The 25,147-nt window shown below is 48.2% G+C and carries 18 protein-coding genes and 1 tRNA gene; 7 read left to right on the forward strand and 12 right to left on the reverse strand.

Annotation, left to right across the window (positions count from 1 at the left end; genetic code table 11):
* Positions 1–62: 62 nt before the first annotated feature.
* The gene (locus BQ5591_RS18765; protein WP_394331813.1) at positions 63–461 is read right to left on the reverse strand and encodes a GtrA family protein; all 399 of its coding nucleotides are present in this window, start codon (positions 459–461) and stop codon (positions 63–65) included.
* A 98-nt stretch (positions 462–559) separates the two neighbouring features.
* Here BQ5591_RS18765 and BQ5591_RS18770 point away from each other — a divergent pair, with 98 nt between their 5' ends.
* The 3 genes from BQ5591_RS18770 (at position 560) to BQ5591_RS18780 (ending at position 5,739) form a co-directional block, all read left to right on the forward strand.
* Positions 560–2,281, forward strand: a complete 1,722-nt coding sequence (locus BQ5591_RS18770) for an ArnT family glycosyltransferase (protein ID WP_071150495.1) — start codon at positions 560–562, stop codon at positions 2,279–2,281.
* A 20-nt stretch (positions 2,282–2,301) separates the two neighbouring features.
* On the forward strand, positions 2,302–2,838 hold the full coding sequence (locus BQ5591_RS18775; protein ID WP_071150834.1) for an HD domain-containing protein: 537 nt from the start codon (positions 2,302–2,304) through the stop codon (positions 2,836–2,838).
* Between the two features lie 81 nt (positions 2,839–2,919).
* The gene (locus BQ5591_RS18780; protein ID WP_071150496.1) at positions 2,920–5,739 is read left to right on the forward strand and encodes a putative LPS assembly protein LptD; all 2,820 of its coding nucleotides are present in this window, start codon (positions 2,920–2,922) and stop codon (positions 5,737–5,739) included.
* A 327-nt stretch (positions 5,740–6,066) separates the two neighbouring features.
* On the opposite strand, the gene ung is transcribed toward BQ5591_RS18780, so the two are convergent.
* Together ung and asnA are read right to left on the reverse strand one after the other, a co-directional pair.
* Entirely contained in the window at positions 6,067–6,729 is a 663-nt protein-coding gene (ung, locus tag BQ5591_RS18785) for a uracil-DNA glycosylase (protein WP_022163950.1), read from the reverse strand.
* A gap of 51 nt (positions 6,730–6,780) precedes the next feature.
* Positions 6,781–7,818, reverse strand: coding sequence for an aspartate--ammonia ligase (gene asnA, locus BQ5591_RS18790; RefSeq protein WP_022163951.1), 1,038 nt, complete (start codon positions 7,816–7,818; stop codon positions 6,781–6,783).
* 253 nt (positions 7,819–8,071) lie between these two features.
* Here asnA and BQ5591_RS18795 point away from each other — a divergent pair.
* A tRNA-Arg gene (locus BQ5591_RS18795) sits at positions 8,072–8,143 on the forward strand.
* A 200-nt stretch (positions 8,144–8,343) separates the two neighbouring features.
* Here the strand turns inward: BQ5591_RS18795 and rplI are convergent.
* Genes rplI through rpsF form a run of 3 tightly spaced genes read right to left on the reverse strand, consistent with a single transcriptional unit; the run spans position 8,344 to position 9,428 of the window.
* Positions 8,344–8,793: a 50S ribosomal protein L9 gene (gene rplI / locus BQ5591_RS18800; RefSeq protein WP_022163952.1), complete on the reverse strand. Its 450-nt coding sequence runs from the start codon at positions 8,791–8,793 to the stop codon at positions 8,344–8,346.
* A 15-nt stretch (positions 8,794–8,808) separates the two neighbouring features.
* A complete protein-coding gene (rpsR, locus tag BQ5591_RS18805) occupies positions 8,809–9,081 on the reverse strand; it encodes a 30S ribosomal protein S18 (RefSeq protein WP_022020414.1) in 273 nt (90 codons plus the stop codon).
* A 2-nt stretch (positions 9,082–9,083) separates the two neighbouring features.
* Positions 9,084–9,428, reverse strand: coding sequence for a 30S ribosomal protein S6 (rpsF, locus tag BQ5591_RS18810; protein ID WP_005657357.1), 345 nt, complete (start codon positions 9,426–9,428; stop codon positions 9,084–9,086).
* A 159-nt stretch (positions 9,429–9,587) separates the two neighbouring features.
* Between rpsF and BQ5591_RS18815 the strand changes: the two genes are divergently transcribed.
* Both BQ5591_RS18815 and BQ5591_RS21635 read left to right on the forward strand, forming a co-directional pair.
* On the forward strand, positions 9,588–10,034 hold the full coding sequence (locus BQ5591_RS18815; RefSeq protein ID WP_022163953.1) for a MarR family winged helix-turn-helix transcriptional regulator: 447 nt from the start codon (positions 9,588–9,590) through the stop codon (positions 10,032–10,034).
* A gap of 147 nt (positions 10,035–10,181) precedes the next feature.
* Positions 10,182–10,358: a hypothetical protein gene (locus BQ5591_RS21635; protein WP_022163954.1), complete on the forward strand. Its 177-nt coding sequence runs from the start codon at positions 10,182–10,184 to the stop codon at positions 10,356–10,358.
* Positions 10,359–10,442: 84 nt separating this feature from the next.
* On the opposite strand, the gene rprY is transcribed toward BQ5591_RS21635, so the two are convergent.
* The 3 genes from rprY to BQ5591_RS18830 form a co-directional block, all read right to left on the reverse strand.
* Positions 10,443–11,144 (reverse strand): response regulator transcription factor RprY, encoded by a 702-nt coding sequence (rprY, locus tag BQ5591_RS18820; RefSeq protein WP_022163955.1) that lies wholly within the window; start codon positions 11,142–11,144, stop codon positions 10,443–10,445.
* A gap of 5 nt (positions 11,145–11,149) precedes the next feature.
* The gene (locus tag BQ5591_RS18825; RefSeq protein WP_022163956.1) at positions 11,150–12,682 is read right to left on the reverse strand and encodes a sensor histidine kinase; all 1,533 of its coding nucleotides are present in this window, start codon (positions 12,680–12,682) and stop codon (positions 11,150–11,152) included.
* A 538-nt stretch (positions 12,683–13,220) separates the two neighbouring features.
* Positions 13,221–15,377 (reverse strand): elongation factor G, encoded by a 2,157-nt coding sequence (locus BQ5591_RS18830; protein ID WP_022163957.1) that lies wholly within the window; start codon positions 15,375–15,377, stop codon positions 13,221–13,223.
* A gap of 315 nt (positions 15,378–15,692) precedes the next feature.
* Between BQ5591_RS18830 and BQ5591_RS18835 the strand changes: the two genes are divergently transcribed.
* Positions 15,693–19,004, forward strand: coding sequence for a beta-galactosidase (locus BQ5591_RS18835; RefSeq protein WP_071150497.1), 3,312 nt, complete (start codon positions 15,693–15,695; stop codon positions 19,002–19,004).
* A gap of 419 nt (positions 19,005–19,423) precedes the next feature.
* Here the strand turns inward: BQ5591_RS18835 and BQ5591_RS18840 are convergent, their stop codons facing one another.
* The 3 genes from BQ5591_RS18840 to BQ5591_RS18850 all read right to left on the reverse strand — a co-directional run bounded on the left by BQ5591_RS18840 (position 19,424) and on the right by BQ5591_RS18850 (position 25,076).
* Positions 19,424–20,356 (reverse strand): metallophosphoesterase, encoded by a 933-nt coding sequence (locus tag BQ5591_RS18840; RefSeq protein WP_071150835.1) that lies wholly within the window; start codon positions 20,354–20,356, stop codon positions 19,424–19,426.
* 223 nt (positions 20,357–20,579) lie between these two features.
* Positions 20,580–23,384, reverse strand: coding sequence for a TonB-dependent receptor (locus BQ5591_RS18845; RefSeq protein ID WP_071150498.1), 2,805 nt, complete (start codon positions 23,382–23,384; stop codon positions 20,580–20,582).
* A 552-nt stretch (positions 23,385–23,936) separates the two neighbouring features.
* Positions 23,937–25,076, reverse strand: a complete 1,140-nt coding sequence (locus tag BQ5591_RS18850; RefSeq protein WP_071150836.1) for a glycoside hydrolase family 43 protein — start codon at positions 25,074–25,076, stop codon at positions 23,937–23,939.
* Positions 25,077–25,147 lie beyond the last annotated feature (71 nt).

Below are 25,147 nucleotides of genomic sequence, written 5' to 3' on the forward strand. Positions count from 1 at the left end.
TTCTGCAATATTCGTAAGAAAACATGAGATTTGCAAATTATCGCCGCCGCTTTTTAGGCTTCCTACGACTTTCCGTCCAGCCGCTTATTTTTAAAGACGAACCTTACGAGCAGAAAATTGACCGGAATAGCAATGGCAAACACCGGCACAGGCGCCAACGTTTTGGAAATGCCCAGCCACAGAAACAGATTCAGCAGCCCCATGTGAAGCAGGTAATTGACCAGATGCGCACCACCAAAACCGAAAGCTTTGCTCCACGAAGGCTTTTGTCCGAACGTGAAATAAGCCGTCAGATAGAAGTTAGCTACAAAACTGATGGCATAACCCAGCGTATAGGCCACATTGACATTGATGACCCACTGCAAGACAAAATAAACACCGTAATGCAAGGCTGTGGCAAACACGCCCACCATCACAAAACGAAAGAATTCGGGTAATTGTCTCAGCTTCTTTATATCCATATTTCGGTTCATGCTATCATTGCTGGTACAAAGTTAGGTATTGTTTCAGAATTATTCGTACTTTTGCGGCTGGAAAACGTAAATAAGAGACAAAGATTATGCTGGACAAAAAGCAAGCGTTCTGGTTTATCGCCCTACTGAGCATTCTGGTGATACTCCCCTTCATTGGCGAAACCATTTTCTACTCCAAAGGAGAACCGCGTGAAGCCATCGTGGCCGTTTCCATGCTCGAAAGCGGAAACTGGATACTCCCCGTGAACTATGGCACTGACATTGCCTATAAACCGCCCTTCCTGTACTGGTGCATCGCAGCCTTTTCGCTGATACCGGGCGAAGTAACCGAATTTACGTCACGCCTACCGTCTGCCTTGTCGTTTCTGGCCATGCAAATGGTCTTCTTCTGGTTCGTAGCCAAGCGGAAAGATACACGGACGGCCGTACTTACCTCATTGCTTCTACTCACTTCGTTCGAAGTTCACCGTGCGGCAGTAGCCTGCCGGATTGATATGCTTCAGGTATCACTTATCGTTATTTCGTTGTGCCTGCTCTTCCGTTGGGATGAGAAAGGAGCAAAAGGAATACCTTGGGTGGCTGTGTTACTGATGGGCTGTGCCACTCTGACCAAAGGGCCTATCGGCTCCATCTTTCCCTGCACTTGCATCGGTATCTTCCAATTGCTGCGCGGACGGGCATTCTTCAAAACGTTCGGTTCGCTGTTTGTCATCGGCCTGCTGACGCTTATCCCAATGGCCATCTGGTTCTATGCCGCTTATCTGCAAGGCGGACAACCGTTCGTTGATCTGATGCTGGAAGAGAATACCGGACGATTTACCGGAACGATGTCGTACGAATCACACTATAATCCCGTGTGGTATAACTTCCTGACCATCATTTGGGGATGGATTCCCTGGACGCTGGTACTGGTTATTTCGCTCTTCGGCCTCAACTGGAAAGGCATCCGCCTGCTGCCGGCCGGTGACTCGCTGAAGCAGCGCCTTGCCAAGGCTTGGAGTGCTTTCCGTAACCAGTCGCCTCTGCAACTGTTCACATGGGTGGTGATTCTGTTCATCTTTATCTTCTACTGCATCCCCAAGAGCAAACGCAGTGTATACCTGCTGCCCATCTATCCGTTTATGGCTCTGCTCATTGCCCAGTACCTGCTGGCGCTGACAAGCCGCTGGGCCAAGGCGTTCAAGATATCAGCCTACATCTTTGCTTCGTTGTGCTTCCTGCTGACAGTGGTCTTTGCTGCTGTCCGTCTGGGACTGATCCCCGACAGCGTGTGGGGAAGTGGCCGTCATGCAGCCGAAAACATAGGCTTCATGCACGCACTCGAAAACGTCTCACTGCCCGTAGTGAAGTGGCTTATCGTTGCCCTGCCTGTTGTGGCCGGCATCTGCACCTTGCGTGCATTGGCAAAAAAAGCTGACGGGCGCTCGCTGCTCTACGCCACTGCAGGCTGTATGCTATGCCTGTTCGTATCGCTTGACGGTGTTTACCAACCTGTGGTGCTGGCCGAGAAGTCGGACAAGAAACTGGCCGAATGTTTCAACCAGTATGTACCCCAAGGCTACATCTACTCGTACACCGACCGCATGATACGTTTCTACGGCGCCAACTACTACCTGAACGACCGTATGCGCAACTTCACCCTGGAAAATCCCGAAGGCGAAGGCTATGTGGCCGTGTCGGTCAAAGACCAGGAATCCTTCCTGAACTACTGCAACGGTACGTACCAGGTAGAAGAAGTATACCATACGCCCTACCGCAGTTGCGACCTTCGGGCCGAAATACTGATTTACAAGTTTTCGAAACAATAACATTTATACAGTGATTTATGATGTCTCCCGAACTGTTGATTGACAAATATTATCCTGAACCGAACGAACTGAAACATATCTTACTGACTCACAGCCATTCGGTAGCCGACAAAGCCTTGCAAATGGCCGAGAAGCATCCGGAACTGAAGCTGGACAAAGAATTTATCTACGAAGCAGCCATGCTGCACGACATAGGCATCTTCCTGACAGACGCCGACAGCATTTACTGCTTCGGCGACAAGCCCTACATCTGCCACGGCTATCTGGGAGCCGACCTGGTACGCGCCGAAGGCTTCCCGCAGCATGCTCTGGTGTGCGAACGGCATACGGGAGCCGGCCTGTCGCTGGACAGAATCATTGCCGACAACCTGCCTGTGCCCCATCGGGAAATGGTGCCCGTCAGCCTGGAAGAACAGATTATCTGCTTTGCCGACAAATTCTATTCGAAGACGCATCTGGACAAAGAAAAGACAGTGGAAAAGGCCCGGAAGAGCCTTGAACGCTACGGCGAAGCCGGACTGCAACGCTTCGACCGCTGGTGCGAACTCTTCTTGTAGCAATCTAAATTTCTTTAAAAAAGAGAATTATACGCATAAAATACGTACTTTTGCCCCTTCAAAGCGGAAACTAATTAGTAAATAACGTCATTGAAACCAAGAATAATCATATCGTTCGTACTGCTGTTCGTCTTGCTTTTCCTCTCGGGTGAGGCCGTGTCGCAACGACGCCGGGGAAAAATGATCCCCCCCAAGAGCCAGACAACCTCTTCGCAGGCTGCAGGCGACTCGCTGACGACAGATTCTCTCAGAACAGATTCGCTGACTGCAGGCCTTTCCGGAAAAGACTCGCTGGCAGCAGACAGTGTACCCGTCGCTCCCAAGAAGGAAGGACTGGACGCGCCTGTCACCTACGAAGCTACCGACTCCATCGTATTCACCCAAAGCGGATTCGCTCATCTGTACGGCGAAGGAAAAGTGGTCTATCAGCAGCCCCGCAAACCTATCGAACTGACTGCCGATGTCATCACCATGAACATGGACAGCAGCACGGTGTATGCCCACGGCGTGGAAGACTCGTTGGGAAACGTATCGGGTACGCCGGTCTTCAAAGACGGAGAAACGCCCTACGAGACAAACACCATACGCTACAACTTCAAGAGCAAGAAGGGACTCATCAGTAACGTGGTGAGCCAGCAGGGCGAAGGATACGTGACCGGAAACAATGCCAAGAAAGGAACCAACGACGAACTTTACATGAAGAAAGGACGCTACACGACGTGCGACAACCACGAGCATCCGCACTTCTACATGCAGATGACCTATGCCAAGGTACGACCCAAGAAGAACGTCGTAACCGGTCCTGCCTATCTGGTAGTAGAGGATGTACCCCTGCCGTTGGCCGTTCCGTTCTTCTTCTTCCCATTCTCAAGCAGTTATCAGTCGGGATTCCTGATGCCGACTTATATGGACGACTCTAACCGTGGTTTCGGTCTGACCGACGGAGGTTACTATTTTGCCATCAGCGACCAGATGGACCTGAAAGTACGGGGAGACATCTTCACCAAAGGTTCGTGGGCACTGAATGCAGAGTCCAACTACATCAAGCGATACAAATACTCCGGTCTGTTGCAGGCCAGCTATCAGGTGACCAAGACGGGCGACAAGGGACTGCCGGACTATTCGGTGGCCAAGGACTTCAAGATTGTGTGGTCGCACCGCCAGGATGCCAAAGCCAACCCCAACCAGACATTCTCGGCCAGTGTGAACTTCGCCACCAGTAGCTACGAGCGTACCAACATCGACAACATGTACAACTCGCAGGCCATGTCGCAGAACACCAAGACCTCCAGTATCAGCTATACACGCTACCTGTTCGACAAGAAACTGACGCTGTCGGCTACATCGAACATTGCACAGAACATGCGCGACTCGTCGATCAACGTAACTTTGCCCGACTTGAACATTTCGCTGACCACTATCTTCCCTTTCAAAAGAAAGAAAGCTGTGGGCGAAGAGAAATGGTACGAAAAGATTTCAGTACGCTACACCGGACGATTGAAGAACAGCATACAGACCAAGGACAACCTGCTCTTCAAGTCGAACTTGATCAGAGACTGGGAGAACGGTATGCAGCACGAAATTCCCATCAGCGCCACCTTTACCCTGTTCAAGTACTTCAACGTGACTCCCAGCGTGAACTACACCGAACGCTGGTACACGCGTAAAGTGATGAAAGACTGGGACCCGACAGCCGGAACCAACGGCACCGGAGCAGAAGTGAGCGATACGATATATGGCTTCAACCGCGTGTACAACTATAGCGCCAGCATGAGCGTCAACACCAAGATATACGGCATGTACAAACCGCTCATCTTCCCGAAGAAAGCCATACAGATACGTCACGTCATCACGCCGTCCATCTCGTTCAGTGCATCGCCCGACTTCGGAGCCGAGCGTTACGGATACTGGACATCGTACATCAAGCCTAATTCGGACGGTCGTCAGGACACCGTAGTCTACTCACCCTATGCCGGACAGGCCTTCAGCCCACCTAGCCAAGGACGTTCGGGAAACATCTCCTTCAGCGTTTCGAACAACATCGAAATGAAGTTCAAGGATAAGAATGACTCCATCCGTAAGATCAGTCTGATAGACGAACTGGGTGCCAGCATCTCGTACAACACGGCTGCCAAAGTACGTCCGTGGAGTAACCTGAACCTGAACCTGCGTCTGAAACTCAGCAAGAACTATACATTCAGTATGAGCTCCACCTTCGCCACCTACGCCTATGCCTTCGACAAGAACGGTAACGTGGTGCAGAGCGACCGTACCGAATGGTCGTACGGACGATTCGGACGATTCCAGGGATATGGTACATCGTTCAGCTACACCCTGAACAACGACACGTGGAAGAAACTGAGAGCCCTGTTCACCGGCGAAAAAGCCGATGAAGGCGAAAACAAGAACGGCGAGGGACAAGGCGACAACACCACCGACGGAGATGCCAGCAACGAGGCAAACACATCCAGCCGCAACGAAAAGAAGACCGAAAAGGCCGCTGCCGACAGCGACGGCTACCAGGTGTTCAAGATGCCGTGGTCCATCAACCTCAGCACCGGTTTCAACATCAGCGAGGATACCAGCAAGCCTATCAACCGCAACACCATGCGCTACCCGTACAAGATAAGCCTGAACGCGCTGAACATCAACGGAAACATCAAGATCTCCAATAAGTGGGCCATCAACTTCAACTCGGGTTACGACTTCGAAAGCAAAGAAATCGTACAGACGGCCTTCAACATCACGCGCGACCTGCACTGCTTCAGCATGTCGGCCAGCCTCTCGCCCTTCGGACGCTGGAAGTACTACAACTTCACGATACGTGCCAACGCCAGCATCCTGCAAGACCTGAAGTGGGAGCAACGCAGCCAGACGCAGAGCAACATACAGTGGTATTAATCCCGCCAACAGGCTCCGGCGCATTCTTTCAGCCTGCCCCTCTGGCAGCACACATACGGAAGAAATCGGATACACACCTATCATAAAGGCCGGTAACACGGGTTACCGGCCTCCTGATGACTTGCTGCAAACTCACTGCACACAAGTTGCAGCAACGCTGCACACTGGTTGCAGAGTCACTGCAAACGGGTTGCAGTATCACTGCAAACAAGCTTGCAGTATCGCTGCAAAGCGGTGTGCAGTAACGCTGCAAACAGGCTTGCAGTAACACTGCAACCCGCGTGCAGCAGTTCTGCAGTCAGCAGTTTCCACAAAAGATACTTGATGTTACCACACGATTTCCGCCTCGCCATGCTCGCGCAGATAGGCATTGGCCTGACTGAAGTGGTGGTTTCCGAAAAAGCCGTGATAAGCAGAAAGGGGCGAAGGATGCGCCGAAGTAAGCACAAGATGCCTGCTACGGTCGATAAAGGCACCTTTTCGCTGCGCATAAGCTCCCCACAGGATGAACACCAGATGCTCGCGCTGCTCGGCCAGCAGGCGTATGACAGCATCGGTAAAGGTTTCCCAACCGCGGTTCTGATGCGAACCCGCCTGATGCGCCCGCACAGTCAGCGTGGCATTGAGCAGCAGTACGCCCTGCTGAGCCCAGCGGGTCAGATTGCCCGTGGCAGGAATATCGGTTCCTATGTCATCCTTGATTTCCTTGAAGATATTCACCAACGACGGCGGAAAAGGAATACCGTCGTTCACCGAAAAGCAAAGACCATGGGCCTGTCCCGGTCCGTGATAAGGATCTTGCCCGATGATAACGACCTTCACTTTATCGAAGGGGCAAAGATTGAAAGCATTGAAAATCAGCTTTCCCGGAGGATAGACAGGCCCATGGGCATATTCCTGGCGCACGAATTCGGTCAGCGTGCGAAAGTAATCTTTTTCGAACTCAGGCTGCAAACGCGCCTTCCAGCTCTCTTCTATCTGAACATTCATAATATATTTGTACGATTAGCATTTCGGCAGCTAAGATACAAATATTTTTCATCAAATCAGGTGTATGCCGCAAGCCTTGCACTCCTGACGCATGGATTCGGGCCAGATACTTGCCTGAATTTCGCCAATGTGCGCCTTCCGCAAGTAGAACATACACAGACGCGACTGCCCGATACCACCACCGATAGACAGCGGCAGTGTGTCGTCCATCAGTCGTTTGTGGAAGTAAAGTTCCAGGCGTTGTTCCTGTCCCTCTTCCTTCAGCTGTTGCAGCAGTGCCTTCTTGTCCACACGGATACCCATCGATGACAGTTCGATGCTGCGTTGCAACACGTCGTCCCACAACACCAGGTCGCCGTTCAGGCCCGGCAGGTCGTTCAGGCCCGGCGTCGTATAGTCGTCGTAGTCCGGAGCACGTCCGTCGTGCTTCTTCCCGTCGCCCAGTTTGCAACCGATACCGATGATGAACACCGCTCCGTACTTCTTCGTGATGGCATGCTCGCGACACTTGGGTTCCATGTCCGGATACAGACGGCGCAATTCCTCGGCATGTATGAAGTGCAGCTTCTGCGGCAGGCAGGGCTTGATTTGCGGATACATCTCGTACACCATGTATTCCGTACGCACCATGGCAGCATAAATGCGGGTAACGATTTCTTTCAAGAAATCCACGTTGCGGTCGGCCTCGGTGATGACACGTTCCCAGTCCCACTGGTCGACGTACAGCGAGTGCAGATTGCCCAGCTCTTCGTCGGCCCGAATAGCGTTCATGTCTGTGTAGATGCCATATCCCGGCTCAATGCAATATTCGGCCAGCGTCAGGCGCTTCCACTTCGCAAGCGAATGCACCACTTCGGCCTGCGCATCGCCCAAGTCTTTTATCGGGAAGGACACAGCACGCTCCACACCATTCAGGTCGTCGTTGATACCCATTCCCTTCAGTACAAACAACGGTGCCGTGACACGGCGCAAACGCAATTCAGACGAAAGGTTCATCTGAAAGAAGTCCTTAATCTGTTTAATGCCAAGCTCCGTCTGCTTCAAATCGAGCAAGGGAGTATAGCCCTCAGGTTTTATCAAGTAACTCATGACTATTTATATCTTTCTTTAATTGTAAATTTGTCCGGCAAAGGTAAAAATAATATTGATACATGCTACAATTTACACAAGAAAAACAGCAAAATGAAACACATTTAGCTGTATACATTCCAAAATAACAGCATAAGCAGACAAAAAGAACGACATAAAAAAAGAAAATTGTTAGGATTATGCAGAGATTTTTTATACTTTTGCCCTGCAAACGGCGCCGGTAATACCACCGTGTCTGCCGTCAAGGTATCAAGCACCTGTAGTTCAATGGATAGAATACTGGATTCCGGTTCCAATGATAAGGGTTCGATTCCCTTCGGGTGTACTACTTCCCCTCACATTTTCCCGTTACAGACTTATTGACGTGCAAGGCTTTCAAGTCCTGCTATAGTATTGTGTCCTGCCTTCAGCTACAGACCGGTACACCAACAGCCCCCACTTTACCTTACGACGAAAAGAAACAAAAAAAGGCACATCGTTGCCGATGCGCCTTTCTTACATATGTTTCAGATAAACTTTCTGCGATTAAGCCTCTTCAGCTACCACTTCGAAAGGAATTTCTACAGAAACTTCCTTGTGAAGCTTAACGATAGCCTTGTAGTTGCCAACTTCTTTCACAGCATCTTTCACAACGATAATCTTGCGGTCGATGTTGTGACCCAGCTTAGCCAGCTCGTCAGCAATCTGAATGCTGCCTACAGAACCGAAGATAGTACCAGTAGAGCTTACCTTTGTAGCAATCTTCAATGATACGCCTTCCAGCTTAGCAGCCAGTTCTTCAGCATCTTTTTTGATTTTCTCCAGTTTGTGAGCACGTTGTTTCAGCTCTTCAGCCAGCATTTTCTTGGCAGCAGGAGAAGCAATGACAGCTTTACCTGTCGGAATGAGGTAGTTACGACCATAACCAGACTTAACAGTCACGATGTCGTTCTTATAACCCAAGTTGATAACGTCTTCTTTCAAAATAATTTCCATACTGTCTCCTCCTTATTATTTCATCATATCGGTTACATAAGGCAGCAATGCCAAGTGACGTGCTCTCTTAACGGCCTGAGCCACGCGACGCTGATACTTCAGTGAAGTACCTGTAATGCGACGGGGAAGGATCTTACCCTGCTCGTTCAGGAATTTCTTCAGGAACTCGGGATCTTTGTAGTCGATGTACTTGATACCGCTCTTTTTGAAACGACAGTATTTTTTCTTCTTAACGTCTACTGAGGGCGGAGTTAAATATCTGATTTCTGATTGAACTTGTTGTGCCATGATTAATCCTCCTTTTTAGTTGATTTTACACTTCTTCTTTTTGCAGCGTATTCAGCAGCATACTTGTCTTGTTTGAAAGTCAAGAAGCGGATCACACGCTCGTCACGACGGAAGTTGATTTCCAGTTTCTCAATAACAGTCGGTTCTGCATTGAACTCAATCAGCTGATAGAAACCTGTAGACTTCTTCTGAATAGGATAAGCCAGCTTTTTCAGTCCCCAGTTTTCTTCATTTACAATCTCAGCACCTTCAGCAGTAAGGATGCCTTTGAATTTCTCTACCGCTTCCTTCATCTGAACATCAGACAAAACGGGAGTTAAAATGAAAACGGTTTCGTATTGATTCATACTCGTTTAATTAAATAAATAATTTATTTGTTTTAAAAATGCGGCGCAAAGGTAGGCATTTTATTTTGAACTACAAACATTTAATGTTTTTTTATGTGTCGATATAGGATTTATCGCCGAAGTGAAGTATCTTTGCCAAGTTGTTTAAACAATAATTTCATGATAGAACAATTCAATTTCGACATCCGCCTCATCTTTGCAATCTTAAACGGTAAAGTATCTGCCGCCATCAACCGCAAATTATCACGCAACTTCCGTCAGAACGGCCTGGAGATCACTCCGGAGCAATGGACTGTCCTCATCTTCCTGTGGGAAAAGGACGGCGTCACCCAGCAGGAACTATGCAATGCAACCTTCAAGGACAAGCCCAGCATGACCCGCCTGATAGACAACATGGAACGGCAGCATCTGGTAGTACGTATCTCCGACAAAAGAGACCGGCGCACCAACCTCATCCATCTGACCAAAGACGGTAAGGAACTGGAAGAACAGGCACGCATCATAGCAGGCAAAACGCTGAGAGAAGCCTTGAACGGAGTCACTGTCGAAGAACTCAGCATCGGGCAAGAAGTGCTGAAAAAGATATTTTTCAATACAAAAGACTGACCAAAAAGCTTTCTTTTCATCCCTTTACCGTTCATTCTTTATTAAAATATAGTTTTTTTGCACAAATAATTTCGCTTGTTAAAGAATTATGCTTTTCTTTGTAGCAAGAATACACAGCATATAATAATCTATTAAAAATACACACACATGAAAGGTTTATTAAAAAGTCTGGGACTGATATTAATCTTGATAGGAGTTGTCATCCTGATTGCCTGCTCCTTCACCGGCAATGTTAACAACAATGCCATATTGGGCACATCAGCAGTGCTGATTGTAATAGGTCTGGTTTCCTATATTGCCATCAATAAACGAGTTACAGATTAACATCAGAATAAAATGGTAAACAAAAAGGGCGGTTGCATAAACAACCGCCCTTTTTGTTTCTGCCCTCTTCTGGCAGACACGCCATCAAGACTCAACTTCGGGAGTAATCAGCTTATAGCCTTTACCATGAATATTGATAATCTCGATCGAGTCATCTTCCTTCAGATGCTTACGCAACTTTGTGATATACACATCCATGCTGCGTGCATTGAAATAGTTATCGTCAATCCATATTGTCTTCAAAGCAAAATCGCGCTGCAGAATCTCATTGGCATGAGCACACAACAAGCCCAGCAATTCAGATTCCTTGGTTGTCAGCTTCGTCTGTTTCTCCGGAGTAGAAAGGATCTGCTTCTGAGTATCAAACGTAAACTTACCTATCTTATAGATATTGCTTTCCTTGTTTTTCTTTCCACGCACACGACGCAGGATAGCCTCAATTCTGAAAGTCAACTCTTCCATGCTGAAAGGCTTGGTAATATAATCATCAGCACCAATCTTGAAACCTTCCAGAATATCTTCCTTCAGTGTTTTGGCAGTCAGGAAGATGATAGGAATCTCGGCATTAGCCGCACGAACTTCCTGGGCTAACGTAAAGCCATCCTTCTTAGGCATCATTACGTCAAACACACACAAATCATATTTATTCTTCAGGAAAGCCTTATAACCAGCCTCTCCATCAGGGTACAATTCAGCAGCATACCCCTTTGCCTGTAAGTATTCTCTCAAAAGCATGCCAAGATTTTCATCATCCTCGCACAGCAAAATACGCAATTTCTCGTCCATATTAATCATTTTTTAAGTAAAGGTAATGCAATAATAAATTTAGTTCCCACATTCATTTCACTCTCAGCCCTTATCGTTCCCTTATGGTCTGTGATAATTTTCTTCACATAAGCCAAACCCAGGCCAAAACCTTTCACATCGTGCAGATTACCCGTATGCACGCGATAGAACTTATCAAATATCTTCTTTAAATTCTCCTTCTTAATTCCGATACCGTTGTCCTGTACCGAAATCATCAGCTTACCCGATTCATTCCAAGTCCTTACCATCAGTTGCAAATCCACATCCGGACGTTTGTACTTCACGGCATTGTCCATCAGATTGAATATCACATTGGTCAAGTGCATTTCGTCAGCAGAAACCACCGCATCGGTTGCTTCCAATTCGGAATCAATCTTACCATTATAACGCTCTACCTTTAAAGCAAAGGTATTGATAACACTTGTTATCATTTCGTTGACATCCAAGTCCTTCATCTTCAAGACAGCCTTCTGGCGGTCAAACATAGACATCTGCAACACCTTCTCGACCTGAAAGCGCAAACGCTTCGTCTCATCATTAATCACTCCAGAGATATGCTGAAACATGGCAGGCGATTTTGCTACAGCCGGATCCTTCAGCATCTGAGCCGCCAACGAAATAGTAGAAATCGGAGTCTTGAATTCATGTGTCATGTTATTGACAAAGTCATTCTTCATTTCCGTCAGCTTTTTCTGCCTGAAGACTATATATATGGTAAAGACAAAAGTTATCAGCAACACAAAAGTAAATATCATCGACGGGATCATAAAGAAACTGACCGAATCGAAAATATAACTATTCTTCCCTGGGAAATGAATCTTCACAATGCTCATGCGTGCCGGCGGATCGTTCAAGAACAATGGCTGCGCATACGAACTCTCACTGCCTTCGTCGCTATAGTCCGAACAACGGTACACTTCCCTGCCATCTCTGTCTATTACCTTGAAATGATAATCCAGATCAATGCCGTTATCAATCAAACCTGATTTCAAATATTGATCCAAGTTCTTGAAATTGACACGCTCAGCAATCGGCTTATTACTGGCGTGATAGATCATTTGCCAAACCACATCATCCATTAAGGCACGCTGATACAAATATCTGTTCTTTACAGCATCTACCAGCGAACGCGATGTCTGTGGAATGGTTTTCGTACCATGCTTGCGCGAAATCATAGCTCTGGGTAACTCCGACGGCTTATTGGTAAACGTCTTCAACTCAATCTTCGAACCATCCGGCGAAGTAATCATAAAACGTTGTGTCTGCACCATCGCTCCCTGCGAGCTCTGTTCCCACGCTTTCTTTTCAGCTTCGGAGATATCTTCACGTATCCAGCGTTCAACCTCCGCAGATTCCACATCCTTTGAAGCTGCCATCAAAGCACGCTTCACGGATTCATCAAACTGCTCGTTACGCATCTTCACCATTTCCTCAATATAGCTGATCTGCAGAAACAGCAAACTGAGAAAAGCAAGACCCATTACGGCACTCAATATCCATATCGTAGACTTTTTCATAGCGACAAAATTAACACTCCCTAATTAACATTCCTAACTCGTTAACCTGATTTAACCGGGCATTCTCGTTAATTAACCGTAAGCGTTTTTTTAAGTTACACTATATACACTACAACACCAAAAGTGGTCTTCTGTTTGCAAATTTAATAAAAAATTAAATATTCATATTCACATTTCCCCATATAATCGTGCCTCAAGACTAACTGAAGAAATATTTTTTCCTACTTGGGAAAATATTTTTCTCCAACTAAGAAAAAAAATACTGCCTCTTACACAGATATTTTTAACATTCTCCATCGGTATCCATATAAATGTTAGAGCACGAATCATACAAAACTAGCAGATAGAACATATCTGTTAAAGTCTGTATAACTCGTGCTCTAAAGCAGTAAACGAAATCCAGCTAAGATATACTTTAATATTATCAGTTCATCCGTTACGACTAAGACAAACTAAAATTATCACAATCGGAACCCTGAACATAATAATTTCATTCAGTACATCCTACTTATTACGTAAAATGAATGCAGTCCATCAATTATTCTTCAGTTTGTTTAGCCTCAAATTCCTTAATAAGCTTATCCTGTACATCGCCCGGAACAAGTTCGTAGCTGGCAAACTTCATAATGAAAGAAGCACGTCCACCTGTCAATGAACTTAAAGCCGTAGAATATGAAGACATTTCCTTCAAAGGAACTTTCGCTACCAGTTTTTCATAACCGGCTTCGCTGCTCATACCCATAATCATGGCACGACGTCCTTGCAAGTCGCTCATTACATCACCCATCTTATCAGAAGGAACAAATACTTCTACGTCATAAATCGGTTCCAGAATCTTCGGACCCGCATTCTTAAAGGCTTCACTAAAAGCATTACGTCCGGCCAGCATGAACGAGATTTCATTGGAATCTACCGGGTGCATCTTTCCATCGTAAACGATAACACGTACGTCACGGGCATAAGAACCTGTCAACGGTCCCTGTTCCATACGCGACATTACACCCTTAAGGATTGCCGGCATGAAGCGGGCATCGATGGCACCACCAACCACACAGTTGACGAACACCAGTTTACCGCCCCATTCCAAAGGAATCTCTTCGGTTCCTTTCACATTCATCTTGAATTCCTGACCACCGAAACGGTAAGTATCCGGAGCAGGCATACCTTCGTAATAAGGTTCAACGATCAAATGAACTTCACCAAACTGTCCGGCACCACCCGACTGTTTCTTATGACGGTAGTCGGCACGTGCAGCCTTTGTAATAGTTTCACGATACGGAATGCGAGGTTCTTCAAACTTCACTTGCAGTTTTTCATTATTTTCGAGACGCCACTTCAAAGTACGCAAATGGAATTCACCCTGACCGTGAACAATAGTCTGACGTAATTCTTTGGACTGGTCGATCACCCAAGTCGGATCTTCTTCATGCATACGGTTCAGAATAGCCATCATCTTTTCAGTATCCGCTTCGTTCACCGGTTTAATGGCACGTGAGTACTTGGAGTTCGGATATTTGATAAAGTTGAAACGGTTTTCAGCTCCCTTGCCATTCAGAGTATTTCCGGTATGTACATCTTTCAATTTGACAGTACAACCTATATCACCGGCCACCATTTCCTCTACCTTAATACGGTTGGCACCTGCACAAGCGTAAATCTGAGCAATACGTTCTTTCGAACCACGATCGGCATTCGAGAAATCATCACCTTCGTGCACCTTTCCACTCATTACCTTAAAATACTGCACATCACCAATGTGCGGCTCAACAGCCGTCTTAAAGAAATAAAGTGATGTCGGGCCGTTAGGATCCGGCTTCACAATTTCACCACGAGTATTATGTACCGGAGGCATTTCATCAACAAACGGAACGACATTACCCAAGAATTCCATCAGACGACGAACACCCATGTCCTTGCCTGCACATACGCAGAACACAGGGAACATGCCGCGAGAAGCCAATCCCTTACGGATACCCTCACGCATTTCGTCTTCTGTCAGCGAATCCATTTCGAAGAATTTCTCCATCAAAGTTTCATCATGTTCAGCCGCAGCTTCTACCAATGCTTTATGCCATTCGGTAGCTTTTTCCATTTCTTCGGCCGGGATATCTTCGATAGTGGGAGCACCACCTTCGGGAGCCCACGAATATTTTTTCATCAGAAGTACATCAATCAACGAATTAAAGTTCGGACCAGTGGCCAAAGGATATTGTACAGGAACTACCTTCGAACCGTAAATAGACCTCAACTGCTCCAGAACCATATCATAATCGCACTTCTCGCTATCCAACTGGTTCACCAGGAAAATGACCGGTTTACCTAACTTTTCTGTATAACGGAAATGATTCTGTGTACCTACTTCCGGTCCATATTGTCCGTTCAACAATAAAATGGCCGTATCGGTTACGTTCAACGCTGTCATAGCAGCACCAACAAAATCATCACTACCCGGGCAGTCGATAATATTAAGTTTCTTTCCGTTCCACTCTACATGGAAAACGGTGGAGAACACTGAATAGCCATATTCCTGCTCCACCGGGAAGTAATCGCTGACTGTATTCTTGGCAGTAATTCTGCCACGACGTTTTATAATACCACTCTCATAGAGCAGCGCTTCCGTGAGAGTGGTTTTACCCGAGCCGTCATTGCCAAGAAGAGCAATGTTCTTAATTTCATTCGTCTGATATACTTTCATGATATATAGAATTTAAAGTGAATAAATCAGCTGCTTCCGCAAGCCTTTGTTTTTTTGTGTGGCGCAAATTAGGCATTATAAAAAAGAAAAACAACGATTCGGGCAGTGTTACTAAACTATGTTTTGAAACATACCATTTTTCTTTCACCACTTATAAAAGCCTCCCAAAGCGTCCAGAAACTAGTTATAAAGAGGATTTTGGTCTAAAATTCGTCATTCTTTGACAGATTTGTCTACCCCCATTCCACATTATTTCAGCTATCTTTGTAGCAGTGAAACTTTATTTTATTAATATCTGATACTACAATACCAAAGATGAAAAAGTTATTTTGGAGTTTGGCTCTGTTTATCGGAATTGTTTGTTCGGCTTCGCTGAAAGCCCAACCCGCAACGACGAACAATGCCATTGTGCCGGGTGAAGTATGGAACGACACCGAAGGCAACCCTATCAACGCCCATGGAGGCGGAATCCTCTACCATGAAGGTACCTACTACTGGTACGGTGAGTACAAAAAAGGAAAAACCATCTTGCCCAAATGGGCCACTTGGGAATGTTATCGCACCGACGTGACCGGCGTAAGTTGTTATTCCTCGCAAGACCTGATGAACTGGAAGTTCGAAGGTATCGTCCTACCGGCCGTAAAAGACGACAGCAGCCACGACCTGCATCCCAGCAAAGTTCTGGAACGTCCGAAAGTCATCTATAACCAACGAACCGGCAAGTTCGTCATGTGGGCTCATGTAGAAAGTGCCGACTACAGCAAGGCTTGTGCCGGAGTAGCCGTCAGCGACTCGCCCACTGGTCCGTTCACCTATCTCGGCAGCTTCCGCCCCAACAATGCCATGAGCCGCGACCAGACCGTATTTGTCGACGACAACGGACGCGCCTACCAGTTCTATTCGTCCGAGAACAATGCTACCTTATATATAAGTGAACTTACCGACGACTACCTGCGTCCCAGCGGACGCTTTACCCGCAACTTCATAGGGCAGAGCCGCGAAGCACCGGCAGTATTCAAACACAACGGTAAGTACTATATGCTGTCGTCAGGCTGTACAGGATGGGATCCCAATCAGGCTGAACTGGCTGTAGCAGACTCCATCATGGGACCGTGGAAAGTAATCGGCAATCCCTGCACCGGCCCCGATGCCGATAAGACGTTCTACGCCCAAAGCACCTACGTACAACAAGTCATGGGCAAGAAGGACTGTTACATCGCCATGTTCGACCGCTGGAATAAGAAAGATCTGGAAAACTCACGATACGTATGGTTACCCATTTCGTTCGAAAACGGAAAAATCACTATTCCCTGGCGTGACCAATGGAATTTTGACTCATTTGCCCAGCAACCACGCTTCGAAGCTGGAAAAGGAACTTTCCTGCTGAACGGAAAATCATTCATCGTGAAAGCAGCCGAACTGCACTACCCTCGTATCCCCAAACCTTATTGGGATCAACGCATCAAGCTGTGCAAAGCTTTGGGCATGAATACCATCTGTCTGTACGTATTCTGGAATGCGCACGAATCGCAACCGGGCGTATTCAACTTTGAAGGCCAGAACGACCTGGCCGAATTCTGCCGCCTGTGCCAGCAGAACGATATGTACGTCATCCTGCGTCCCGGTCCCTACGTTTGTGCCGAATGGGAAATGGGCGGACTGCCTTGGTGGTTACTTAAAAAGAAAGATATCCGCCTGCGCGAATCCGATCCTTACTTCCTGGAACGTGTAGCCATCTTCGAAGAAGCTGTAGCCAACGAAGTGAAAGACCTGACCATCGCCAATGGTGGCCCCATCATCATGGTACAAGTCGAAAACGAATACGGTTCTTACGGCGAGAGCAAGCAATATGTATCGCAGATACGCGACATCGTACGCAAGAACTTCGGCAATGTCACCCTGTTCCAATGCGACTGGGCTTCCAACTTCACCAAGAACGGACTGCACGATCTCATCTGGACCATGAACTTCGGTACGGGTGCCAACATCGATCAGCAGTTTGCCCGCCTGAAAAGACTGCGCCCCAACAGTCCGCTGATGTGTAGTGAGTTCTGGAGCGGGTGGTTCGACAAGTGGGGAGCCAACCACGAGACACGACCAGCTGCCGACATGATTGCCGGAATTGATGAAATGTTGTCCAAAGGCATTTCGTTCAGCCTTTACATGACTCACGGAGGTACCAACTGGGGACATTGGGCCGGAGCCAACTCTCCGGGCTTTGCTCCCGACGTGACATCGTACGACTATGACGCCCCCATCAGTGAATCAGGACAGACTACCCCCAAATACTGGGAACTGCGCAAGACACTGGAGAAATACATGGACGGTGAGAAACAGGCCAAAGTTCCTGCCCTCATCAAGCCTATCAGCATTCCTGCCTTCCAGTTCACTGAGATGGCACCGCTTTTCGCCAACCTGCCTGCTGCCAAGAAAGACGAAAACATCCGCACGATGGAAGAGTACGACCAGGGCTTCGGCAGCATTCTGTACCGCACTACATTGCCTGAGACCAAAGCTCCAGCACTGCTCACCGTAAACGAAGCGCACGACTATGCACAAATCTTTATCGACGGCAAGTGCATCGGCAAGCTGGACCGCCGCAACGGCGAAAAGCAGATTACCCTGCCCGCCTGCCGCAAGGGAGCACAGCTCGACATCCTGGTAGAGGCCATGGGACGTATCAACTTCGGACGTGCCATCAAAGACTTCAAAGGCATCACGAAGAACGTAGAACTGACCATCGACATGAACGGTTATCCCTTCGTCTGCGACCTGAAGAACTGGGAAGTATTCAACATCGAAGATACGTACGAATTCTACAAAGGCATGAAGTTCGAACCCATCCGCTCGCTGAAGGACGAACAGGGACAACGCATTCCGGGCTGCTACCGCGCTACTTTCAACGTGAAGAAGCCCAGCGACACTTTCCTGAACTTCGAGACATGGGGCAAAGGATTGGTTTACGTGAACGGATATGCATTGGGACGTATCTGGGAAATCGGTCCGCAACAGACTCTCTACGTACCGGGATGCTGGCTGAAGAAAGGCGAAAACGAAATCCTGGTATTCGACATCGTAGGTCCGAAGGAAGCTAAGAGCGAAGGTCTGCGCGAGCCACTGCTCGACCAGTTGCAGGTCAGCAAACCGCTGACTCACCGCACCGAAGGACAGAATCTGGACCTCACGGCCGAGAAGCCCGTACTCAGTGGCAGCTTCAAACCCGGCAACGGATGGCAGGAAGTTAAATTCGACCAGCCTGTCAGCGGACGTTACATCTGTCTGGAAGCACTCAGCTCGCAAGACGGAAAAGACCTGGCCTGCATTGCCGAAATGTATGTACTCGACAAGGATGGCGAACGCCTGTCGCGTGAGCCCTGGATTGTGAAGTATGCCGACAGCGAAGACGTAGCTCACGTCAACCGTTCGGCCGACAAACTGTTCGACCTGCAGGAATCTACCTACTGGAGTACGACGCCGGGCACAGCCTACCCGCACTCGGTAGTCATCGACCTTGGCGCCACCCACACCGTAAGCGGCATCCAGTACTTGCCTCGCATGGAGAGCGAAGTGCCGGGCGGCATTAAGGATTTCAAAGTTTACGTGAAGAAAGAAACATTCAAATACTGAATACTTCCCTAATAAAGACAGCGAGTCCCCCAGAACACTTCTCCGATCAGCAGCATCTTGCCGCTACGTCAGAAGTTCTGCGGGACTCTCTTTTTTTCCTTTCCTTCATCCTGCCGTCGCTTGAAAATTCCCCATATCTTATCCGTTGTTAGCTCTGTTTTCTGTTTCATATTGCTTTAACCTGATCAAACTATCAGTTTATTGCGAATAAACAGACTGTTTATTTCTGATAAGCGACAGCGTGCCTGTACATTCCTCCTAGCATTCAAGCAGTAAAAAGATACAGAAACTTCATTATTACCTCCTTCCATCGCAGCAAACCATTATATATATGAAAACAGGAAAGGTGCACTCTCCATTACAGGAAAGTACACCTTTGAAAGAAAAAGATTACACGAAAGAGATAAGTCAATCTTACATCATTTGTTGCGCGTAACGGTATGCAACACTTTGCCCGTTTTGTCAATCATACGCAGTTCAAGCGTCTTGGGCGTGGCCGAGATGATGGAGAATCCCGGTTCGGGGCTACAGAATACTGTACCTTCGATGGGGTTCACCTTACGGCTGAGCGAACCGCTGGAGTTGGTCACATAGTCGATGTTGCTGCCATTGACACGCACATGCTGGAAGTTGTGGATGTGACCACATACATACATATCTACATGATGACGGCGCAGAATGGGGTCGACACGCTGCTGCATGTTCTGACGCTCGATTTCGTCTTTCGGCGTCTCGGCATAGATGGGATGGTGACCGACTACAATCACCCAGTCTTCTTTGGCTGCAGCTAAAACACCGTCCAGCCATTGCAATTGGTCATCAACGTTTTGCAGACAGGCATCGGGATACTTGTCGTTCTCCTGACGATACTTGTCGATGAGCGGAGTAGTATCTATCCATACTATACGCACAGTAGTACCTTCTTCGTTGAAAGCCTTGGTGTAGTAACGGGCAGGCATCGTCCAGCGACGGCTTACGCGAGCATAGTCGAGCACGGCCTGCGTATTGCCGCGGTATTCGTGATTACCACAAATGGGGAACCAGTCGATCATCAGTTCGGGATGGCTGTAGATAAGTTCGTAATTGGTCATCCACAAAGGGTCGTTCACCGAACGTACGCCTTCGAAGTGGTGTACGTCACCGGCAGCAATCACAAATTCAGGTCCCACTTCTTCGGCCATCTCGCCCATCAGTTCGGCAATGGGTTTCTGGTCGTAGTAGCCGTTACGGCCCAGGTCGTTGGCTACATAGATGTTGAACTTATCGTCGTAAACCGAATAGTCTATCTTGTTTTGGGCAATGGCCCACTGGCCCAACAGGGCAAGAGTAAACAGCAGAAATAGTTTCTTCATTTTCATCATTTTGCTTTAAAGTTTATAATTCTGGTTAAACACATTTTTTATCGCTTTTTGTTAGTGCAAAAATAATTCCATTTTTGGGAAGAATTCTGGATAATATCAGCTTAACGAGAAAGAAAGGGAATCGTGTCAAAGCACAGACACCTCCCCCCTCTTTCTTGAACTGCAATTATTTAACAAATGAGCGATATAGAGTCATCTTTCAATCTTATCTGAATCAGAAATTGATTTTGAAACCGGCATTGACACGTACTCCATAGTATTCGGCCTGCATGGAGCGGTCGGAAGTTCCCTGATAGTAGCGCAAGGGCTGGTTCAGCAGATTGGTAGCTTCGGCATAGAAGGTAGTCTTCAGTTTCTTGCCAAAGGTGTAGCTGGCGTTCACGTCCAGGTAGTTCACCTTGTCGTAGTAGCGGTCGTAGAAGGCTTCCTCGCCTACTTCGTCGATGAAGTCGCTGGCAAAGTTATAGCTCAGACGGATGTTGAATCCTGCCTTGTCGAAGTAGAGCGAAGCGTTGGCCGTGTGCTCGGGCGAACCGGGCATGCGGAGGTCTTCGTTCTCACGGCCTTCGAAGTTGAAGTTCTTCACCTTACTGTAGGTATAGGTGTAGTTGCCGTAGAATCCGATGCACTTCAGTGCGGGAGCTATGAAGCCGAAGTCGCGCTGATAAGCCAGTTCGATGCCCAGTACGTCAGCATCGCCGGCGTTGCGGGGTTGGGTCAGAACGTCATACGTATGATTGTTGTAAGTATAGTTGGTGATGCGCTGATCGACGATGAAGTCGTTGATCTTCTTGTAGAACAGACCTGCGCTGACCAGACCTACACTTTTGAAGTAGTACTCGGCACTGAGGTCGAAGTTGTAGGACAGGGTCGGAGTCAGATTGGGGTTACCCATCTCCAGTTCGTTGTCACTGCTCTTCACCACTACGTTCGGAATCAGGTTGGAGTATTTGGGACGTGCAATGGTGTTGGTGAACGAGGCACGCAGCTTAAGGTCGTCGTTGACGTCGTACTTCAGCAGGATGGAGGGCAGGACGTTGATGTAGCTGTCGGTGTAGTCGCCCGTGGGGTCGAGGCTTTCCTTGATGCCCTGGTCTTTATCCTTTTCGGTATAGACCCATCCGCTGTATCTCAAGTGTGTATTTTCCAGACGTACACCGGCCATCAGGTTCCAGCGTTTGCCCAGCTGCTGGTCGAAGCGGATGTATCCGGCACTGACGGTTTCGTGCGCCTTGAAGTTTCCGCCTTCTTCTTCCAGGTTTTCTTCGCCTTCGAACTTGCTGCTGTCACCGAAAGGCAGGCTGCCCAAGTATTCCTTGGTAAAGGCATCGCCCACTTTATAGCGGTCGCCGGCCATGTATCCGTCGCGATTCTGGTTCTTCAGGTTGGCCAGTGCTTCGGTCATGAATGTGCTTTCGTAGTCGCCTACGGGTTCGTAGTCGAAGAAAGTGATGTCTTTCTTCTTGTCCTTGTCAACGACTTTTGCTCCAAACTTCAGCTTGTTGGCATACTTTCCTTTGGCCATCGGCAACTCGAAGTTCAGGCTGAACTTCAGGTCTTTCTCCTTGATGTCTTCGAAGCTTTCGGTCAGTTCGTCCAACCCGTAATCGTCGGCGTTCATAATCAGATCGTCGGCATTCACAGCCGACATGTACGGACGGCGGATGTCGCTCCAGTCGGTATTCATGGCTACGCCTTCGCGGTTGAAGCCAATGTATCGTTCGTTGGGACGTTTTTCACCGGCCTGTGCATAAGAGGCTTTCCAGTCCATCTTCAGCCGACCGAAGAGGTGTTCACCACCGAGGGTGAAGTCCATGGTGCGCTGTTGCTCCAGACGGGCATTGCGGTTGTCGGGCGTACCACCCTTGGTCTGATAGATGACTTCGTATTCGTTGGGTGTGTCGTCGTCCCACTTGTAGGTGACGCGGTAGCGGTTCTCCCAGTCGTTACGGTTGTTGAAGATTCCCTTGAAGTCTATCTTGTGGTTGGCATTAATTTCCCAGTCCAAAGCCAGCGAATAACTCTGGCGTTCGCGGGTGACGTAGTACTGACGTATTTCGTATTCGTCGATGACCACATCGCCGTTGTCGTTCCGCTTGTAAGCCATCTCCACGTCGTCGCTGCCGGCAGGATTGTTCTGATAAGAAGCAGAAAGCATCAGTCCAAGCTTGTCGTTGAAGAAACGGTCGCCATAAGTAAAGCCCAGATTTAAGGCAGCCTTACCGCTCACCCAGTTGTAGCCGGTTCCGGCCGTAGCGGCAATGGTGCGTTTGTAGGGCGAGTTCTTGGTGACGAGGTTGATGCTGCCGCCGATGGCGTCGGCATCCATATCGGGAGTCACTACCTTGTTCACTTCGATGGTCTGAATCATGTCCGAAGGTATCAGGTCGAGCTGGACGTTGCGCGTGTCGCCCTCCGCCGAGGGGATGCGGTTGCCGTTGATAGTGACCGAGCTGAGGTCGGCACTCGTTCCGCGTACCTGTCCGAAGCGGGCCTCGCCCTGGTCGTACTGAACGTTGATGCCGCTGATGCGCTTCAGCGCGTCGCCGATGTTCGAGTCGGGAAACTTGCCCACCTGGTCGGCCGATACGACGTTGGTGATACCCAAACTGTTCTTCTGCGAACTCATGGCACGGCGTTGTCCGTGGAAGGCACCACCTACGACAACTTCCTGCAGTTCGACTCCTTCCTGCAGCACTACGTCCCGGTCTAAAGTCTTGCCTTCGGGAATGGTGATGTTCAGTTCTACCGGCGAATAGCCTACGTAGGTCACCTTGACAGTATAAGTTCCCGGGTCAAGGTTGGAGAATGTGTAGAATCCGTTGACGTCGCTCGTCACACCTGTGTGCAGTTTCTCAATATAGACAGAAGCACCCGGAAGAATTTGTTTGGACGCATCGACGATACGGCCGCGAATGGTCCCTTGTTTCGTTTCATTTGCTTTTCCGTCAGCCCAACTCACGTTGCTGACGCCCATAAACATAAATAAAAATAAGCACGCTTTTACAATCTGTTTCATACTTGTTTTCGCTGTTAATATTTTGCCGCAAAAGTAGAGGGACTCCGTTACGTGCATCTTGCGAAACATTGAAGATAAGGTAACAAATATATGACAAAAACGTTACAGACAATCCAGCCGGAGAAGATGCACGAACCTGCGATTTCCTCCCCTTCGGGAAGAGGTCCTATACGGCTCGTGAGAGACACTTGTACGGCTTGTGAGAGGCACTTGTATGGCTCGCGAGAGACACTTGTACGGCTCGTGAGAGACACTTGCACGGCTCGCGAGCAACACTTGCACGGCTCGCGAGCAACACTTGTGTCGAACAAAGGGAGAAAAAAGGGCATAAAAAAAGGCCGTCTCAACCCCTCGCGGGAGAGACAGCCCTGCCTTAGTTAAAAATACCTATTAAAAACGATTACTTAAAACTAACAGTCTTTTTCCTTATCACTAATTCCTATATGAAATACAATCTTAACTATACAGTATTAATGTCTTTAGACTATGCAAATATACATATACTATTCATTCGAAAGTAGCATAAATCGGTCAGATTATGGCAAAAATCATTCAAAATTGCAAATTCCAACGATCTTTCCACTCAATTACAGGCATTCCGGCCTCGTTGAAGCGAATCGGCAACCAGATGTAAGCAGAATACATCAGACTCTTCGGTTTCCATACATCGGCCATGAAAATATACTGTCCTTCGCCTACCGGCAACACGAAAGTACTCTGTCCGCCGAAGGTTTTCTCTGCATCCGGACCCACCATCGGACTGGGATGCTGCGTCCACGGTCCCCAGATGGAAGTGGCCGAAAACATACGCGCCTCGTTCGGATCCCAACCCGTACAGCCCGAAGTAATCATCCAATACAGGCCATCGTGCTTGAAGATGGCAGGCGCCTCGTTGTGTCCGCCGGGGAAGATACGGATATACCGACCCGTATGTCCTTGGTAGTCGTCTGTCAATTCGGCTATCTGCAAAGTCAGGTTCTCCTCGGACGAATAGATGTGATACGCCTTTCCGTCGTCATCGACAAAAAGAGTCATGTCGCGCGACATTTGTCCGCCAGCCAGGTCGCGCTTCACAAACAGTCCTTTGTTCACGGCCTCGCGCCAGCGGGGTGTCCACCATTCTTTATATTCGTCCATGTTCCATTCCGTCGCACGTTCTTCGTCTGTCATGTTTTCCGGATAGATGCCGGGATTCACACGGCCGGAACCGACGTAGCGATATGGTCCCGCAGGCGTATCGCTGACAGCCAGTGCGGCACGGGCAGCCTCGTAACCTTTTCCTTTCAGTTCAAGGTGGAACCACATGACAAACTTCTTCGTACGCGCATTGTATATCACCTTGGGACGCTCCATGATGCAACCCACCTCGATGTCGTCGCCTGCCTTGTCGGAAACAGCAAGAGCTACGCCTTCGTACTTCCAGTGACACAAATCATCGGACGAATAGCAGTTCACGCCCACTTTGGTCGAGAATCCTTCGTCCGGCCGGTGTTCGCCAAACCAATAATATTTTCCCTCGTAATAGAGAACCCCGCCGCCATGAGCGTTAATATAGGTTCCGTCCACATCGTTCCAAACTCCGGCAGGCACAATGGTGCCGCCTGCTGCGTCGGCTTTGCCGTTTTTTGTGTGAGCGCAGCTGCCCAGCAGGCAGGCCAGCAACATCCATACGGATAACAGATACTTCTTCATAAGCACTTCAGTCTTTGTCATTCAGTTTCTTTATGTTTTTCAATAACCATGGACAAAGTTAGCTGTAAATG

The organism is Bacteroides ndongoniae (assembly GCF_900108345.1).
GTDB lineage: Bacteria > Bacteroidota > Bacteroidia > Bacteroidales > Bacteroidaceae > Bacteroides > Bacteroides ndongoniae.

Excerpts from the sequence above, each read along its gene's own strand:
- BQ5591_RS18765 (WP_394331813.1), bottom strand. The coding sequence starts at position 461 with ATGGATATAAAGAAGCTGAGACAATTACCCGAATTCTTTCGTTTTGTG.
- BQ5591_RS18770 (WP_071150495.1), top strand. The coding sequence starts at position 560 with ATGCTGGACAAAAAGCAAGCGTTCTGGTTTATCGCCCTACTGAGCATT.
- BQ5591_RS18775 (WP_071150834.1), top strand. The coding sequence starts at position 2,302 with ATGTCTCCCGAACTGTTGATTGACAAATATTATCCTGAACCGAACGAA.
- ung (WP_022163950.1), bottom strand. The coding sequence starts at position 6,729 with ATGAATGTTCAGATAGAAGAGAGCTGGAAGGCGCGTTTGCAGCCTGAG.
- asnA (WP_022163951.1), bottom strand. The coding sequence starts at position 7,818 with ATGAGTTACTTGATAAAACCTGAGGGCTATACTCCCTTGCTCGATTTG.
- rplI (WP_022163952.1), bottom strand. The coding sequence starts at position 8,793 with ATGGAAATTATTTTGAAAGAAGACGTTATCAACTTGGGTTATAAGAAC.
- rpsR (WP_022020414.1), bottom strand. The coding sequence starts at position 9,081 with ATGGCACAACAAGTTCAATCAGAAATCAGATATTTAACTCCGCCCTCA.
- rpsF (WP_005657357.1), bottom strand. The coding sequence starts at position 9,428 with ATGAATCAATACGAAACCGTTTTCATTTTAACTCCCGTTTTGTCTGAT.
- BQ5591_RS18815 (WP_022163953.1), top strand. The coding sequence starts at position 9,588 with ATGATAGAACAATTCAATTTCGACATCCGCCTCATCTTTGCAATCTTA.
- BQ5591_RS21635 (WP_022163954.1), top strand. The coding sequence starts at position 10,182 with ATGAAAGGTTTATTAAAAAGTCTGGGACTGATATTAATCTTGATAGGA.
- rprY (WP_022163955.1), bottom strand. The coding sequence starts at position 11,144 with ATGGACGAGAAATTGCGTATTTTGCTGTGCGAGGATGATGAAAATCTT.
- BQ5591_RS18825 (WP_022163956.1), bottom strand. The coding sequence starts at position 12,682 with ATGAAAAAGTCTACGATATGGATATTGAGTGCCGTAATGGGTCTTGCT.
- BQ5591_RS18830 (WP_022163957.1), bottom strand. The coding sequence starts at position 15,377 with ATGAAAGTATATCAGACGAATGAAATTAAGAACATTGCTCTTCTTGGC.
- BQ5591_RS18835 (WP_071150497.1), top strand. The coding sequence starts at position 15,693 with ATGAAAAAGTTATTTTGGAGTTTGGCTCTGTTTATCGGAATTGTTTGT.
- BQ5591_RS18840 (WP_071150835.1), bottom strand. The coding sequence starts at position 20,356 with ATGAAGAAACTATTTCTGCTGTTTACTCTTGCCCTGTTGGGCCAGTGG.
- BQ5591_RS18845 (WP_071150498.1), bottom strand. The coding sequence starts at position 23,384 with ATGAAACAGATTGTAAAAGCGTGCTTATTTTTATTTATGTTTATGGGC.
- BQ5591_RS18850 (WP_071150836.1), bottom strand. The coding sequence starts at position 25,076 with ATGAAGAAGTATCTGTTATCCGTATGGATGTTGCTGGCCTGCCTGCTG.